At 60.4% G+C, this 16,058-nt stretch carries 12 protein-coding genes and 5 pseudogenes; 10 read left to right on the top strand and 7 right to left on the bottom strand.

The features are described 5' to 3' along the window. Positions 1–457: 457 nt before the first annotated feature. Both MLPF_RS05250 and MLPF_RS05245 read right to left on the bottom strand, forming a co-directional pair. Positions 458–1,623, bottom strand: a pseudogene (locus MLPF_RS05250) (amidohydrolase). Next, a pseudogene (locus MLPF_RS05245) lies at positions 1,620–2,821 on the bottom strand (zinc-binding metallopeptidase family protein). The pseudogenes MLPF_RS05250 and MLPF_RS05245 overlap by 4 nt, the downstream one beginning before the upstream one ends. Before the next feature lie 105 nt (positions 2,822–2,926). Between MLPF_RS05245 and MLPF_RS05240 the strand changes: the two are divergent. After that, positions 2,927–3,733 (top strand): purine-nucleoside phosphorylase, encoded by an 807-nt coding sequence (locus MLPF_RS05240; protein WP_045842657.1) that lies wholly within the window; start codon positions 2,927–2,929, stop codon positions 3,731–3,733. An 8-nt stretch (positions 3,734–3,741) separates the two neighbouring features. Beyond that, positions 3,742–5,346, top strand: a complete 1,605-nt coding sequence (locus MLPF_RS05235) for a phospho-sugar mutase (protein WP_045842656.1) — start codon at positions 3,742–3,744, stop codon at positions 5,344–5,346. Here the strand turns inward: MLPF_RS05235 and MLPF_RS05230 are convergent. Both MLPF_RS05230 and MLPF_RS05225 read right to left on the bottom strand, forming a co-directional pair. After that, positions 5,324–5,770: pseudogene (locus MLPF_RS05230) on the bottom strand (uracil phosphoribosyltransferase). The gene MLPF_RS05235 and the pseudogene MLPF_RS05230 sit on opposite strands and share 23 nt — an antisense overlap. Positions 5,771–5,818: 48 nt before the next feature. After that, complete coding sequence (locus MLPF_RS05225; RefSeq protein ID WP_237755949.1) at positions 5,819–5,992, bottom strand: hypothetical protein; 174 nt, start codon at positions 5,990–5,992, stop codon at positions 5,819–5,821. A gap of 110 nt (positions 5,993–6,102) precedes the next feature. On the opposite strand from MLPF_RS05225, the pseudogene MLPF_RS05220 reads away from it, so the two are divergent. The 3 genes and pseudogenes from MLPF_RS05220 to MLPF_RS17150 all read left to right on the top strand — a co-directional run bounded on the left by MLPF_RS05220 (position 6,103) and on the right by MLPF_RS17150 (position 9,337). Next, positions 6,103–6,968, top strand: a pseudogene (locus MLPF_RS05220) (alkaline phosphatase family protein). A gap of 69 nt (positions 6,969–7,037) precedes the next feature. After that, complete coding sequence (gene satS, locus MLPF_RS05215) at positions 7,038–8,309, top strand: protein export chaperone SatS (RefSeq protein ID WP_045842655.1); 1,272 nt, start codon at positions 7,038–7,040, stop codon at positions 8,307–8,309. Positions 8,310–8,444: 135 nt separating this feature from the next. Next, positions 8,445–9,337, top strand: a pseudogene (locus tag MLPF_RS17150) (vWA domain-containing protein). 522 nt (positions 9,338–9,859) lie between these two features. On the opposite strand, the gene MLPF_RS05205 reads toward MLPF_RS17150, so the two are convergent. Genes MLPF_RS05205 through MLPF_RS05195 form a run of 3 tightly spaced genes read right to left on the bottom strand, consistent with a single transcriptional unit; the run spans position 9,860 to position 11,509 of the window. After that, positions 9,860–10,039 carry a hypothetical protein gene (locus MLPF_RS05205; protein ID WP_236684879.1) on the bottom strand — a complete coding sequence of 60 codons (180 nt, stop codon included), beginning with the start codon at positions 10,037–10,039 and terminating at the stop codon, positions 9,860–9,862. Between the two features lie 40 nt (positions 10,040–10,079). Continuing rightward, on the bottom strand, positions 10,080–10,370 hold the full coding sequence (locus MLPF_RS05200; protein ID WP_236684878.1) for a hypothetical protein: 291 nt from the start codon (positions 10,368–10,370) through the stop codon (positions 10,080–10,082). A gap of 50 nt (positions 10,371–10,420) precedes the next feature. After that, complete coding sequence (locus tag MLPF_RS05195) at positions 10,421–11,509, bottom strand: adenosine deaminase (RefSeq protein WP_045842654.1); 1,089 nt, start codon at positions 11,507–11,509, stop codon at positions 10,421–10,423. Positions 11,510–11,779: 270 nt separating this feature from the next. On the opposite strand from MLPF_RS05195, the gene sdhC reads away from it, so the two are divergent. The 5 genes from sdhC to MLPF_RS05170 all read left to right on the top strand — a co-directional run bounded on the left by sdhC (position 11,780) and on the right by MLPF_RS05170 (position 15,893). Beyond that, positions 11,780–12,259: a succinate dehydrogenase, cytochrome b556 subunit gene (gene sdhC / locus MLPF_RS05190; protein WP_082082316.1), complete on the top strand. Its 480-nt coding sequence runs from the start codon at positions 11,780–11,782 to the stop codon at positions 12,257–12,259. Further along, on the top strand, positions 12,256–12,747 hold the full coding sequence (locus MLPF_RS05185) for a succinate dehydrogenase hydrophobic membrane anchor subunit (RefSeq protein ID WP_045842652.1): 492 nt from the start codon (positions 12,256–12,258) through the stop codon (positions 12,745–12,747). Before sdhC ends, MLPF_RS05185 begins: the two co-directional genes overlap by 4 nt. A 20-nt stretch (positions 12,748–12,767) precedes the next feature. Continuing rightward, positions 12,768–14,522, top strand: coding sequence for a succinate dehydrogenase flavoprotein subunit (sdhA, locus tag MLPF_RS05180; protein ID WP_045842651.1), 1,755 nt, complete (start codon positions 12,768–12,770; stop codon positions 14,520–14,522). Beyond that, the gene (locus MLPF_RS05175; protein ID WP_045842650.1) at positions 14,522–15,316 is read left to right on the top strand and encodes a succinate dehydrogenase iron-sulfur subunit; all 795 of its coding nucleotides are present in this window, start codon (positions 14,522–14,524) and stop codon (positions 15,314–15,316) included. Before sdhA ends, MLPF_RS05175 begins: the two co-directional genes overlap by 1 nt. Before the next feature lie 346 nt (positions 15,317–15,662). Continuing rightward, positions 15,663–15,893 carry a hypothetical protein gene (locus MLPF_RS05170; RefSeq protein ID WP_156146982.1) on the top strand — a complete coding sequence of 77 codons (231 nt, stop codon included), beginning with the start codon at positions 15,663–15,665 and terminating at the stop codon, positions 15,891–15,893. Positions 15,894–16,058 lie beyond the last annotated feature (165 nt).

Genomic DNA, 16,058 nt, shown 5'->3' with positions numbered 1-16,058 from the left:
GGCACGCCTTCGTGTCGATACACAATCATATAGTCGGTTGAGCACCAGCGGTGACCGTCGGGATTGAGCACATGCAGATCGGGGGTTCCGTCGATGTCGAAGCCCTAGGAAGCGACGGCAGCGCCCAGGCACGCCACCACCATCGTACCGGCCACCACGGCCCAACCCGGGCAGCCTTAATGCCGTGGTCATTTCGCTACGACCATAGAAACCAAGCCAAAACTTCTGCTGTGCAACATAAGTGAGTTTTTCCTGCGAGCCGCGGCCAGTGGAGGAATGTCAATTCCGGGACTGAACCTAACGACTCCGCCTTAGACGTCGAGTAGGCCGCTGAGCTCTACGTGTAACGTGTACGCTGACGATCATCGAGGGAGTCAATACCAACAGCTAATTTCACGAACGTCCTTAGAATGCCAATCAATGCGGCTTGTTTTTGTGCGGACATACGCTCTCGTGGTTAGAAGGCCGCAGACTGCTCAATGATGTTGACCATCACAGCAGCCCAATCGCGAGTGCCCGCTCATCGAGGTCGAACGTCGGCTGATGCAGATCCAACTGCAGCCCCTCACCCGACCACACATCCAATCGGACCATCGCACCAGGAATTTCCTCCAGGTACCAGGAAAAATCCTCCCCGCCGCCGGACTGGCGGGTATCGGCCATCGCATAAAGGCCAACAGCTTCAATTATGTGGGTCAGGATGCGTGCCCAAATATCCTCGTTGACGACAGGAGGGACATCGCGCTGGTACTGTAAGACGTGTCCGATCGCCGATGGCGACAGTAACGCGGAAACAGATTGGCGGATGATCCCTTCAAGATCAACCCAGGTCTGGCGGCTGACGGTGAGCCTTGTACCAGATAAGAGGCCGGTTTAGGGTATGGCATTGGCGGCTACTCCCGCATTGACCACGCTCCCACACCAACACGGTGCTGTTGCGCGGATCGATGCGGCGCGACAACACTCCGGGCAGCCCAGTAATTGAGTGCGACAAGCCCGTAGACCAAGTCGGCAGTGAGGTGCGGCCGAGACGGGTGTCCGGCCAGGCGAATACAGCATGATTTCTATCGAGTCGGCGGCCAAGGTAACAGGACCGTGTCGGACCGCGACCTTGCCTACTTCGAACCGGAGATCGCGGCGCAAAGCGAAGATCCACACTACCCCGGTCAACACCCCGGCGGCGATGGCATCGATCCACACCGCCGAGCATCAGCGCTTTAGCAGCCTGGAAGATCAATCGCACGCCGACCGGCAGTTCCTGCACCGAAGCCACTACAGTACTAAGCAAACTGGCGGTGTGCGCATCATGGCCACAGGCATGCGCGACATTAGGCATCGTCGAGGCATACGGGGCGCCGATACGCTCCGCTGAGCGGTAGCACGTCCATGGCGGCATGCAGCGCGATCCGGGGCTTGCGTTCAGGACGCCAGTCGCAAGTAAAGCCGGTCGCCGAGCAGCACCTCGGAGTTCAACCCCGCGTCGGCCAGCCACTCGGCAACGAACTGCATGGTGGCGAACTCCTGGCGACCCAGCTCCGGATAGCGGTGGATGTGGCGGCGCCACGCGACGAGGTCATCGTAATGTGCGGGGAGCCAGGATTCGGCTGTGTCAACGAGGCTCAAACGTCTACCCTGCCACATCTGCGCTGCTGCGCCGCCAGCACCCGGTCACGCTCATCAGGAGTTTCGGCGAGGCAAACAATCGTGCGCACCAGCATGACCGTACCGTCGATAACTGCGCGGTCGCCGCTGGGACCGGCGGTAACCGCGGCAAAGGCGCGCTGATGAACCGTGGCGCCGGCGGCGTTGACACCGACCACCGGATGGATCCCCGGCAGCACTTGCGTCACGTTGCTCATAGCAGTGTTGCCCAGCGGAGGCCGCACCTTGACATCAGGCGCCACCGACTCGCGTCCGAGTTGGCGCACCTCCTCGCAATACACGTCAGCTAGCCGTTGGTTTGGTTTCACCTCCGCATATGCCACTATAGTATAGTATAATCAATCTTCGTATTCACAGCCGGCTGCTAACGCACCCCACGACAAAGGCACGTAACCACATCTGCCCTCCAGCTCACACAGCGAATCCGAGTTGACCGCCCGCATCGCATACTGCAACGCCCCGTGGATGGGGATGACATTGATCGCCTGCCCCGCCGTCAGTGGCCATGCCGTACACCAATTGCCCCGTCGCTAGCCTAAGCCTGCTGCCGCAGCACCGCAATGACCACCTGGCGCTACGGTGACCGCGTCAGCTGCATTGACCCCCAGGTGCGGCGTGACGACGGCATGCGATTCCGTGCCAGGTATTCGACCGTGAACTCAGACAACTCCAGTAAACGAGCCGCGGCAATGCCGGTCAGCCCGGAACGCGCGATCACTACCATCGCAACATAGTCACACCCCTCGGCCTGCAGCATCAGCGTTTTAATCACTGCCGACTTCCTCAGTGGGAGTTCCCAGTAAGGTCACAGTTAGACCCACGCCTTAAGCTGCCACAACATTGTAGTCGCGTCGCGACTACAATGTTGTGGCAGCATGCATATCCGATCTCGAATAGCCAGTCATACTCGGCGCACACCCCAACGACCAGGGGACCACTGCTTACAGTGGCGCGAAACACCCTGTCCAGACCACAGGCGGGCGGCAGCGATCGCGAAACCACGTCCGGCGACCAGCGCCAGCGCTTTGGCACACAGCTACACTGTTCGGCGAACGGCAGCAACAGCTCAGCATGAATTGCGTGCGACAACTCCACAAGATCGGGCACCACGAGGCCACACCCCATTCTCGACGTTAGCCAATGCTGTTAATGTGGGCACCTATGCAGTATCGCACCGACCAGCAGCTGCTCTGACCACAATGATGGCTCACTCGTCACTCACACCGTTCCGGCGCTCATCGTCGCCGGGCTAAGTTCACCGACTGTGACCGACCCACTGCGCGATCCCGACGAACTCGCTCGGCGGGCAGCCCAGGTGATTAGTGAGCGCACTGGTATCCTTGAGCACGACGTCGCGGTCGTCCTGGGATCGGGATGGTCCCCGGCGGTTGCAGCGCTCGGTTCATCGAGCACTGTTTTCCCCCAGGCCGAGCTACCCGGGTTCACACCACCCAACACAGCCGGGCATACTGGCGAGCTGTTGTCGGTACGCATCGGCTCGCATCGGGTGCTGGTGCTAGCCGGTCGCATCCACCCCTACGAGGGGCATGACCTTAGGCACGTCGTGCATCCAGTACGAACAGCGTGCGCAGCCGGTGCACGCATTATCATCCTCACTAATGCGGCCGGCGGACTGCGCGCAGACATGGCGGTCGGCCAACTGGTGTTGATCAGTGATCACCTGAACCTGACGACACGTTCGCCACTAGTCGGCACGCACTTCGTCGACTTAACCAACGCGTACACACCGCGGCTACGAAAACTCGCCAGCGACACCGACCCGACACTGATCGAAGGCGTGTACGCAGCCCAGCCCGGCCCGCACTATGAGACGCCCGCGGAAATCCGGATGTTGCGGATGCTGGGCGCTGACCTGGTGGGCATGTCGACGGTGCACGAGACCATCGCAGCACGGGCGGCGGGTGCTGAGGTGCTGGGCGTGTCACTGGTGACAAACCTGGCGGCCGGGATTACCGGCAAGCCCCTTAGCCATGCTGAGGTGCTTGCCGCGGGGACCGCGTCAGCGAGCAGGATTGGGTCACTGCTGGTCGACGTCATAGCTCGATTTTGAGGGCGGCCGTGACACCCGAGGAGTGGATCGCGCACGATCCCGACCCACAGACAGCCGCCGAGCTGGCCGCGTGCGACCCCGATGAACTTGCGGCGCGGTTCGCCCGTGCACTGCGCTTCGGCACGTCGGGCTTGCGCGGACCAGTACGCGGCGGCCCCGACGCCATGAACCTCGCTGTGGTGTTGCGGGCGACCTGGGCCGTGGCACAGGTGCTCATGCAACGAGGGGGCTCGCGGCCCGCAACCGTAATAGTCGGGCGCGACTCTCGGCACGGCTCGGCGGTATTCGTCGCTGCGACCGCTGAGGTACTTGCCGCTGAAGGTTTTTCCGTGCTGCTACTCCCCGATCCGGCACCCACGCCGGTGGTGGCGTTCGCGGTCCGCAATACCGGCGCCGCCGCCGGGATACAGATCACGGCATCGCACAACCCGCCGAGCGATAACGGATACAAGGTGTATTTCGACGGCGGCATCCAGATCATCTCTCCCACTGAACGCCAAATCGAAACTGCGATGGCCGCCGCCCCCCTGGCAGACCAAATCACCAGGAAGCCCGTCAACCCCAGTGAAAACAGCGCCTCCGATCTGGTTGACCATTACATCCAACGAGCTGCCGCGGTGCGGCGCTCCAACGGTTCGGTCCGGGTTGCCCTCACACCGATGCACGGGGTGGGTGGTGCGGTAGCCGTCGAGACACTGCGGCGCACAGGCTTCGACGACGTGCACACCGTCGCGGCGCAGTTCGCGCCCGACCCAGACTTTCCCACCGTCACGTTCCCAAACCCGGAGGAGCCGGGCGCCACCGACGCATTGCTGACCCTGGCCACCCATATCGGGGCCGACGTCGCGATCGCCCTGGACCCCGACGCCGACCGCTGCGCCGTTGGTGTACCCACCAGCTCGGGATGGCGGATGCTTTCTGGAGACGAAACCGGTTGGCTGCTAGGCGATTACATTTTGTCGCAAACTGACAAACCGGAAACCGCTGTGGTAGCCAGCACCGTGGTGTCGTCGCGTATGCTAGCAGCGATCGCTGCACACTATCACGCGGTCCACGTCGAGACTCGTACCGGCTTCAAGTGGCTGGCACGCGCCGACGCAAACCTGCCAGGCACGCTTGTGTACGCCTACGAGGAAGCTATTGGGCATTGTGTCGACCCTACTGCCGTACGCGACAAGGACGGCATCAGCGCCGCGGTGTTAGTGTGCGATCTGGTGGCCGCACTGCACAACCAGGGCCGCTCGGTGCCTGACATGCTTGACCAACTCGCGCAACGCCATGGCGTGCACGAGGTTACGGCGATATCGCGTCGCATTGGCCTCGAGCAAGCCGGAGTTGACGAGACTGTCGGCCTGATGCGGCGGCTGCGCGCAGCCCCGCCGAGTCAGCTAGCTGGGTTCACCGCGACCACCACCGACACCACCGACGCGCTGATCTTCACCGGCGGTGATGATGACACGTGGGTCCGGGTAGTGGTGCGGCCATCGGGAACCGAACCGAAGTTGAAGTGCTACTTGGAGGTTCGCTGCCCGGTGGCTGGCGACCTACCATTCGCTCGGCAACGGGCCAGGGTGCTGCGTGACGAGCTAGTCACTTCAGTGCGGCAGTGGTAATTCTCAGACGAGTCAGTGGGGGCCTGAATTGGCGGTCGTAGGTGTCGCCAAGACCGGGCACAATATACTTTGCTTCGTTGAGCCCTTTGTCGACGGCGGTGCTGAGAATAATCGTGCGTTGTTACCGTTTTCTCTACTTTCGCAATGCCTTACGCTGCAGCCACCACACAGAGCACGGTGATCTCTGTTGCCTAGCGACTCAGCAACAGACCAGCCAGTGGTGTGTGTGTTTCATCGACTCGCCGGTAGCCAGCATTGGGTGAGGAACCATTACCGGCTGAACAGTCAGGTCGTCGAGCAGCGATTCCAGATACAGGACCAGCTGATGAGTCACCTCATCACAGGCAACCGACGAACCCGACCCGAGCTTCGAATAGCACAACATGCGCCTCATCGACCATACCCCCAGACCGGCGCGCAACACCGGAAACTAGCAGCGGCGGTCTGGTCAACCGAACGTCCAGCATCTCAGTCAGCGGCGTGAGGATCGAAAACGTTTCGCAAAGCGTGTCCTGAGTAACCCTGTAACCAGCATCAACGTCAATCCACGCAACGCCGACCGGAACACAGCATTGCCGGTGTGTTCGTCCCGCAGCACCGCCAGCCGGTCGGCGGGCCAGCGGGGGTCGATGGCACGGATGTCCACAGGGTTGGACCCCGTATAACAATCGGAATTAGCCCAGCTGACACGCTTAGTTGCCTGCCCTAAGCGGGTAAACCCCGCCCACATATTCCGAATGACCCCTGCGAAGGCTAATGAGCCTGGGTATTTGCGCCTTCCGGATGCTCGTTGCCATGCTGGTGTGCGGGCGGATGGGCTGCTCATTGGTCTTTCAAGTCGGCATCCCCACGCCAACCCTTCCGGCCCCGCACACGTGGTAGTCGTGGTGGGAGAAAACCACTTGCAGGCCAACGTCATCGGTAACCGGTCGGCTCCCTTCATCAACGCGCTGGCCGCTAACGGCGTAATGATGGCCCAAGCATTCGCGGAGACACACCCGAGCTAACCGAACTGCTCGGCTCTGTTCGACGACGACACGTTCGGGATGCGGAAAAACCTATGCACGCTTAATGGCGGCGCCCTGGCCAACCTGGGCTCTACAATTACTCGCCACCCGCTACAAAAATTCATGGAATTCACCGAAAGCTTGCCCGCAGTCGGTTCCCCAGTGTGTGCTGTAGGCAAGTACCAAAGCAAGCATGCACCTGGGTCAACTTGAGCAATGTACCGGAAACGAACTCAGTGCCGTCCTCTGCCTTTCCGATGGGCAACTCGGCCAGCATGCCGACTGTGTCGTTCAGTCATTCCCAACGACGGCCATAACATGCATAGCGGCTCGATCGCGGTGGCCGACACCTGGCTCAACCGCTGCCTTTCCGGGAACGCCAACTAGCCGATGGCCAACAATAGCCTGTTCACTATGGCCTTGGGACGAGCACGACAACACCAATCACAATCAAATCCTCATTGTGTTCTATGGCGCACATATGTAGCCGGGGACATACAACAAACAGATCAGCCACTACAATATGCTTTTCACGGTGGAGCAAACGTACGGGACTGCCCAAAAACGGGTAACGTCGCCAGGGCTGCGGCAATTACCGACATCTGGGGCGGGTAATCACCGGCTGGCTGAGCTACCCGTGGACTAGATCCGACACCTGCGCGAGCTGCCGCTATTCTGTGCCGCATGGTTGCAGACCTCGTGCCCATCCGCCTGAGTCTGCCCGCTGGTGATCGCTACACCGTGTGGGCACCCCGCTGGCACGACGCCGGTGATGAATGGGAGGCGTTTCTGGGCAAAGACGACAACCTGTATGCCTGTGAGACAGTCGCTGACCTAGTCGCATTTGTGCGCACCGACTCCGACAACGATCTGGTCGACCACCCCGCGTGGAAAGACCTGACCTCCGTTCACGCACACAAGCTCGATCCTGGCGAGGACAAACAGTTCGATCTGGTCGTTGTCGAGGAGCTGGTCGCCGAGAAGCCAACCGCCGAGTCGGTGACCAAGCTGGCAGCAACACTGGCGATCGTGGCATCCATCGGGTCGGTATGTGAGCTACCCGCAGTGTCAAAATTCTTCAACGGCAATCCCAGCCTGGGCATGGTGTCAGGCGGAATCGAGCATTTCACCGGCAGATCCGGCCAGAAACGCTGGAACTCGATCGCCGAAGTCATCGGGCGAAGCTGGGACGACGTGCTGAGCGCGATTGACAAGGTCATCAGCACCCCAGGAGTCAACGCTGCGATGTCGGCCAAAGCCGCCGACGAACTAGCCGAGGAGCCCGTCGAGCCGGCAGTGGAGCCGGACGACGAGTACGCTGCCGACAGCGCGACCGCTCAGGCAAACAATTTTGACGACACCGAAGACGAAGGCCACACGGCCGGCGACACCGTCTTGCTGGGCAGTCACAAAGACTTTTGGCTACAGGTGGGTATCGACCCGGTCCGGATCATGACGGGGGCCGGCACTTTCTACACACTGCGCTGCTACCTGGACGATCGTCCAATTTTCCTGGGCCGCAACGGTCGGATCAGCGTGTTCAGCTCGGAGCGGGCGCTGGCCCGCTACCTCGCCGACGAGCACGACCATGACTTGTCCGATCTGAGCACCTACGACGACATCCGTACCGCCGCCACGGACGGCTCGCTGGCAATCGACATCACCGACGACAACATCTACGTGCTCAGCGGGTTAAGCGACGACCTGGCCGATGGGCCGGACGCCGTGGACCGTGACCAGCTGGACCTGGCTGTCGAGCTGTTCCGCGATATCGGCCAGTACTCTGAGGAAAGCGCCGTAGACACGGCGCTGGAAACGAATCGGCCGCTGGGCAAGCTGGTAGCCCATGTGTTAAACCCCGGCGCAGTTGACAAGCCGGTCGCCCCTTATTCTGCGGCGGTACGGGAATGGGAGAAGTTGGAACAGTTCGTGGAGTCGCGGCTACGACGCGAATGAAGGTGGGTTCTGCTAACGCAGCGAGTCTGACGGCAGCGTCCACCGGCGGTTACCCGCTGGCCAAACGAGAAGGTAGGCCTAATTTCCCTTCCTGGAGTCAGGCCGCTACCGCTGTTTGAATGCCAATGAACGGGCATGTTCCCGTTCGGTTTGGTGTCGCTGACCCTAATCGTCATCTATGTCGTCGTACAGTATGACGCCTACGTCGATTCACCGAGGCATTGGTACCACAGTCGCCGTGGCGGCTACCTTCCCATCGTGGTATCGCCGCTGTGCCCGGCCCTGATGCCCGTGGCGCTGGCTACGCCCACCCGCGACATGCGTATACTGGCGCAACCGTGCCGTCGTCATAGTGATTATCGACATTTCACAGCCGATGCAGGCAACCGACGTCGACCCCAACAGGCTTAAGGCGACCAAAGAGTTCACTAGTAGGCTGACACCAGGCATCAATCTAGGGCTGATTGGCTTCATGGGAACACTCACTGCTGATGCCCCGACCCCGCGCGGCACCATGCAACCATTGACGGGTTGCAGAACTTCCAGTTTGGCCACGGAACTGCAACCGGTAGGGCCACTTGACCGCCCTGCATGCAATCGAAGTCGCGGGATTAGCCGGTGGCGATACCCCGCCAGTCGCCAGCATCATGCTTCTTGTCGATGGCGGTAAAACAAGCCACCAGATCCCAACAATCCCCACGACGGTGAGTACACTGCGACACGCTAAGCAAGGGACCAGGGGGTGACCATCTCGACGATCGCGTCCAGAACGCGGGGCGGCCGCAGCAAGCTGGGCCAGCAACGGGTAGCTAGCCCAGTATCAACCGAGCAGATAGCCACAATCGCCCGGCTGGCAGGCGGTAAGTCCTACAGTGCCACAAACATCAGCGAACTCAATTGAAGCTAGGAGGTCATCCAGAGTGAGATCGGACACCGCGCACGGTGTCGGGTGGCTGCGTCTCAACATCATCACCGCAATCATCGCTACCGGGTTGGCGACGTTAGTCAAGTCAACCAGCGAATTCTGACCTGATCGATCAGGAGGGTAACCTGTGGTTGCAGAACACGCCGGCCATGACGACCGCACCCAGCAGGCTGCAGGCTCCGCTGCGTAGCGACTACAGTGTCATAGCCGGTCTGCCGCTGCAGGGGCGAATAACACCGGATTGAGCGAGTCCAGATCGTAAGCGTGAAGTGGCTGACCGTCAGTGATCTCGCAAATTTCTGCAGGTTTGATTGTCCCCCGGAACCGGAATGACGTCGTTGTTGTACAAGACGTCGTTGTTGTACAAGACGGAGCCGCCGCGCATACCGAAGAAGACAGTCGATATCTGCACTACCCGCCAGATTTATCGCTCGCGCCTCGGTGAAAGCCCTCTGCGGGGCCGTTGGGGTCCAAGGGTCCGTTTTCGTGGCGCCATCCGACCCCAAGACGATCCGCGTGAGTGAGGGACTGTCGCCGCCTCCCATCAGCGAGCCGACCAAGGCTATCGCCTGCAGCACGGCAAAAACGCCCTCCCCGGTTGCGGTTTTCGGGAGCAGCCTACAAGCTATCGATCGTAACCTTTACAGCGCCACAGCTCGTCGTCGGGGCAACCGATAGAGTAGAGAAGGCAGCCGAAATATTCGACCAAACCAAAGTTGATAACCGGTGGTAACTCGTCAGTGAATTGCTTATCGGCCTGCTGCGCTGCGACCAATCGGCTCGGCGTGACATCGGTGGCGATCATCGACTCCTAGACATCAATCACCAACATCACGAACGCGTGGTTAAGCGGAATCCGAACGTCTGATATAGGACCCGCCATGGCCGCCGTCAACAGCACCAACGACGTGACGAACAGAAGCGTCAGCAGATACTGGCTCCGACTGGAGCAGCTTGGCGCGACACGCGCTAAGCACGTCCATGTTCGCGAATCGCAAAACCTGCCGGCACCGAGTGAACTGCAAAGCAAGATACACACCCACCACTACCAACACGGCGAGCAGGAACAAGAAGAACCATCCATACTGAAATTCTGTGAACAACATCAATCCCGGCAGGGGCAACTTAATGTTCATGCCCCAAACCTCGTAGCTTCCGGTTCTCCACTGGCTTTCTGCTGCTGCCGCTACCCGACCAGCACCGCGAACCGCGGCTTGATGACCTCATCGATTATCGCTAACCGTTGATCGAACGGAATAAACGCCGACTTCATAGCATTGATGGTGAAACGTTCGAGATCGCTCCAGCCGTAGCCGAACGCCTCCACCAGGCGATGCATCTCCAGGCTCATCGACGTGTCGCTCATAAGCCGGTTGTCGGTGTTGACAGTCACCCGGAAACGTGCCCAGGACAGCAGATCAAACGGGTGCTCGGTCATGCTTGTCACCGCGCCGGTTTGCAGGTTCGAGCTGGGGCACAGCTCCAGCGGTATTCGCTTATCCCGCAAGATCGACGCCAGGCGGCCCAAACGGATGCCACCACCAGGATCGACGTCGATGTCGTCGACGATCCGCAACCCGTGGCCCAGCCGGTCAGCGCCGCAGAACGCGATAGCCTCATGGATGGATGGCAGCCCGAACGCCTCACCCGCATGAATAGTAAAGCGTGCATTGTTGCTACGCATGTACTCAAAAGCGTCGAGGTGCCGAGTCGGAGGGTGCCCAGCCTCAGCACCAGCGATGTCGAATCCTACTACTCCTTTGTCCCGGAACCGGATCGCTAGCTCGGCGATCTCCCGCGACATTGCCGCGTGCCGCATCGCGGTGACCAAGCAACGCACTGTAATAGCATGGCCCTCGGCAGCACAAGCCCTTTCACCGTCGGCAAAACCCGCCAGCACGCTTGCGAGAACCTCATCAAACGACAACCCCTCGTCGATGTGCAGCTCTGGAGCGAACCGGACTTCGGCGTAGACCACCGAATCAGCGGCGAGATCTTCCACGCACTCGTAAGCCACGCGGTGTAACGCCTCTGGCGTCTGCATCACCGCAACGGTATGCGAAAACGACTCTAGGTAACGCTCCAGTGAGCCGCTGTGCGACGCAGTGCGAAACCATGCCTCTAGCGACTCAACATCGGTAGCAGGAAGTCTATCGTAGCCGACCTGGCCGGCAATATCCAGCACAGTCGCCGTGCGCAACCCACCGTCAAGGTGGTCATGCAGCAGGGCCTTCGGCGCTTGCTTGATGTTTTCTAGGTGCAATGGCGTACTCATCGGGCGACTCTAATCGATGATCAACAACCACGGCTCCGGCAGTATGTCACCAACACTCCAACCACGCTGCAGCTTAAGCCAATTGCTGGGCGGAAGTGTGCCGTAGTTTCGGTAGGCGAGCTGAATAACGGTTCCCCAGGAGCAACCGGCTTGCACTCAGCACATGGACTCGCCCGTATGAGACATTTTCCACACACGAGTTTGGATCGGCCTGTTGGTACCGTGCATCTTCTCGCCACGTTAAGCTCAAATACCCGGCTAGCTACTTTTATGGCGGTATTGAATGAGGTGAGGACAACGGCGACACCCGCGGATCCGGCTACATCGAGACCAGTAACAGCATCATCGCGCAGGCGGCGACCACCCACGACCACATACCGGGGAGATCCCGGTATGTGGTCGTGGGTGCTGCATCGCATCAGCGGCGCGACCATTTTCTTCTTCCTCTTCGTCCACGTAATGGACGCTGCGATGTTGCGAGTGAACCCGCAGACCTACAATGCGGTGCTTTCCACCTACAAGGCCCCGATCGTCGGCTTGATGGAGTATGGCCTGGTGGCCGCGGTGGTATTCCACGGGTTGAACGGGATCCGGGTCATCCTGATCGACTTCTGGTCTGAAGGCCCCCGCTACCAGCGGCTGATGCTGTGGATCATCGGCGTCATCTTCTTGCTGCTCTTGGTCCCAGCCGGGGTAGTCATTGGCATCCACATGTGGGAGCACTTCCGAATTTGGGAGCACTTCCGATGAGCAACTCCGATCTTCAGTTTAGCCCTCAAATTCAACCTTCATACCAAAGAGGCCAGCTCGCCCCGGTGCGGCAGCGTAGCTACGATCGTCCCGCAAGCCTAGACAACCCTCGCTCACCGCGTCGACGCGCCGGCATCCCCAACTTCGAAAAGTTCGCCTGGCTGTTCATGCGGTTCTCGGGTGTCGCGCTAGTGGTCCTCGCGTTCGGGCACCTATTCATCATGCTGATGTGGGACAACGGCGTGTACCGCATCGAATTCAACTTTGTGGCGCAGCGCTGGTCTTCGCCGTTCTGGCGATTCTGGGACCTGGCACTACTGTGGCTGGCGCAAGTCCACGGCAGCAACGGCCTGCGCAACATCATCGACGATTACAGCCGCAAAGACCGCACGCGGTTCTGGCTCAACAGCTTGCTGCTGTTGTCGACGGGGTTCACGCTGGTGCTGGGCAGCTACGTGCTGTTGTCATTCGACCCCAACATCTCCTGAAAGTCTGCGAAAGGCAAGCTTTGATCCAGCAACACCGATACGACGTGGTGATCGTCGGCGCAGGCGGTGCCGGGATGCGGGCAGCCGTAGAAGTCGGCCCCCGGGTGCGAACAGCGGTCTTGACGAAGCTCTATCCGACCCGCAGTCACACCGGCGCCGCCCAAGGGGGCATGTGCGCGGCGCTGGCCAACGTCGAAGATGACAACTGGGAATGGCACGCCTTCGACACCGTCAAGGGTGGCGACTACCTCGCGGACCAGGACGCAGTGGAGATCATGTGCAAGGAAGCCATCGACGCGGTGTTCGACCTAGAGAAGATGGGGATGCCGTTCAATCGTACCCCCGAGGGTCGCATCGACCAGCGCCGCTTCGGCGGTCACACGCGCGACCACGGCAAGGCCCCGGTCCGCAGAGCCTGCTACGCGGCCGACCGCACCGGCCACATGATCCTGCAGACGCTCTACCAGAACTGCGTCAAGCACGACGTGGAGTTCTTCAACGAGTTCTACGCGCTCGACTTGGTCTTGACCCAAACCCCGAGCGGTCCAGTTGCCACCGGGGTAGTGGCCTACGAGTTGGCGACCGGAGATATTCACGTCTTCCACGCCAAGGCCGTCGTGATCGCGACCGGCGGTTCAGGCCGAATGTACAAGACCACCTCCAATGCGCACACGCTGACAGGCGACGGCATCGGGATTGTGTTCCGTAATGGACTTCCGTTGGAGGACATGGAATTTCACCAGTTTCACCCGACCGGCCTGGCAGGGCTGGGCATTCTGATCTCCGAGGCGGTGCGCGGCGAAGGCGGACGGCTGCTCAACGGCGAGGGCGAACGGTTCATGGAGCGCTACGCCCCGACGATCGTCGACCTGGCTCCGCGTGACATCGTGGCCCGCTCAATGGTGCTGGAGGTCCTAGAGGGACGCGGCGCTGGCCCGCATAAGGACTACGTCTACATCGACGTCCGTCACCTCGGCGAAGAGGTGCTACAAGCCAAGCTGCCCGACATCACCGAGTTTTCCCGCACCTATCTGGGCGTAGACCCGGTCCACGAGTTGGTCCCGGTCTACCCGACCTGCCACTACGTGATGGGCGGCATCCCGACCACCGTGACCGGGCATGTACTGCGGGACAATACCTCGACCGTCCCCGGCCTGTACGCGGCCGGGGAGTGCGCGTGTGTGTCCGTGCACGGCGCCAACCGACTGGGCACCAACTCGCTGCTGGACATCAACGTCTTCGGTCGCCGGTCCGGCATCGCAGCGGCCAGTTATGCTTTAGCCCACGACTTCGTCGACATGCCACCGAACCCAGCGGAGACAGTCATCAGCTGGGTAGCTAACATCTTATCCGAGCGCGGCAACGAGCGCGTTGCCGATATTCGTAGCGCACTGCAACAGACGATGGACAACAATGCCGCGGTGTTTCGTACCGAAAAAACGCTCAAGCAAGCGCTCACCGATATTCACTCGCTCAAGGAGCGGTACTCCCGAATAACCGTGCACGACAAAGGAAAATGTTTTAACAGCGACTTGTTGGAAGCCATCGAGCTGGGATTCTTGCTGGAACTGGCCGAAGTCACGGTGGTGGGCGCGCTGAACCGCAAGGAATCCCGTGGCGGGCATGCCCGCGAAGACTATCCGCATCGGGATGACACCAACTACATGCGCCACACTATGGCGTACAAGCAGGGCACCGATCTGCTCAGCGATATCGCGCTGGATTTCAAACCCGTCGTGCAGACCCGCTACGAGCCCAAAGAACGGAAGTACTAATGGCCGTTGAGCCTGTCGAGGTCGAGTCGCTAGAACCTCCCCGACCACCGATTCCGGATGACGCGGTGATGGTGACCGTGAAGATTGCACGATTCAACCCGGAAAACCCCGATGCGTTCGCGGAAACTGGTGGCTGGCAGAACTTCCGGGTGCCCTGCCTGCCCACCGACCGACTGTTGAACCTGCTGATCTACATCAAGAGTTACTTGGACGGCACGCTCACCTTCCGGAGATCCTGCGCGCACGGGGTGTGCGGCTCTGATGCTATGCGGATCAACGGCGTCAACCGGCTGGCCTGCAAGGTACTGATGCGCAACCTGCTACCGAAAAAAACGGGCAAGAACCTGACCATTACAGTCGAACCGATCCGCGGGCTGCCGGTGGAAAAGGACCTAGTGGTCGACATGGAGCCGTTCTTCGACGCCTACCGCGCGGTGAAACCCTACCTGATCACCAGCGGCAACCCGCCGACCCGGGAGCGCATCCAAAGCCCGACCGACCGAGCTCGCTACGACGACACCACCAAGTGCATCCTATGCGCATGCTGCACAACCAGCTGCCCGGTGTTCTGGAGCGAGGGCACCTACTACGGTCCCGCTGCGATCGTCAACGCACATCGCTTCATCTTCGACAGCCGCGACGAGGGCGCCGGCGAGCGCCTGGACCTCCTCAACGAGATCGACGGGGTGTGGCGGTGCCGAACCACGTTCAACTGCACCGAATCCTGCCCACGCAACATAGAGGTGACCAAAGCGATCCAAGAAGTCAAGCGCGCGCTAATGTTCTCGCGCTAACCGATGCCGGCTCCTGGCGGCCCCTGCAGCAACGTTCACCTCCCAGGAGTACCGCGCCGCGACCAGCCACACGATCCATTCATGCGATATCGCATTCGAAAGTCACCTGTCAGTCTGACAAATTAAGGCTGAGCTAGTTGGCACCTATAACGTGCTGTCACCACGCCCATCCGCCACCCCAGGAGAGAAATCCTAGTTGGCATACCCGAAAGGATGGTGCCACGTCGCGCTGTTGTCGGCGGGCCACGCGCAGGAGAACACCAAGCTGTTTCTGTATTAACGGATTCTTGGCGGATTCTGGATGACTAGAGCAAAAACTGTCCAGGTTTGGTTGGTGGATAACGTAGTGCGTGAATCCGTAGCGGTCGAGGGGCAGATGTTAGGCCATCTGTGTGACGGGTGCCTAGGTAACTCTGGGGGCAGCTGCAACACCTCCTCTGGAGTCATACCGGTTGCCGTGTTGCTGGGAGATCTTTTCGGCTGCACAGTGGCGATCGCCAGTGGGCACCACAGCGTGAACCAAGGCGTGCCGTTCAAGTTGATCGGCACGATTACTGGCGCACTTGCGGACGTATGAAATGCAGTCATCGACTTCGGCGGAAGTGGCGAGTCGCATCATCCCTGGTATCTGACGATGAACTTGGTAGATGCTGGCATGCTCGGCGGCGATCTGTAACATCCGGCTGCCGGTCCGCCGATAATCAGCGGCCGGTGTTCCGCAACCATTGAAGCCACGGCATTG

Origin of the sequence: Mycobacterium lepromatosis, from assembly GCF_000975265.2 — a bacterium.
In the GTDB taxonomy this organism is placed as follows: Bacteria; Actinomycetota; Actinomycetes; order Mycobacteriales; family Mycobacteriaceae; genus Mycobacterium; species Mycobacterium lepromatosis.
This window is presented reverse-complemented; position numbering and strand designations above follow the sequence as displayed.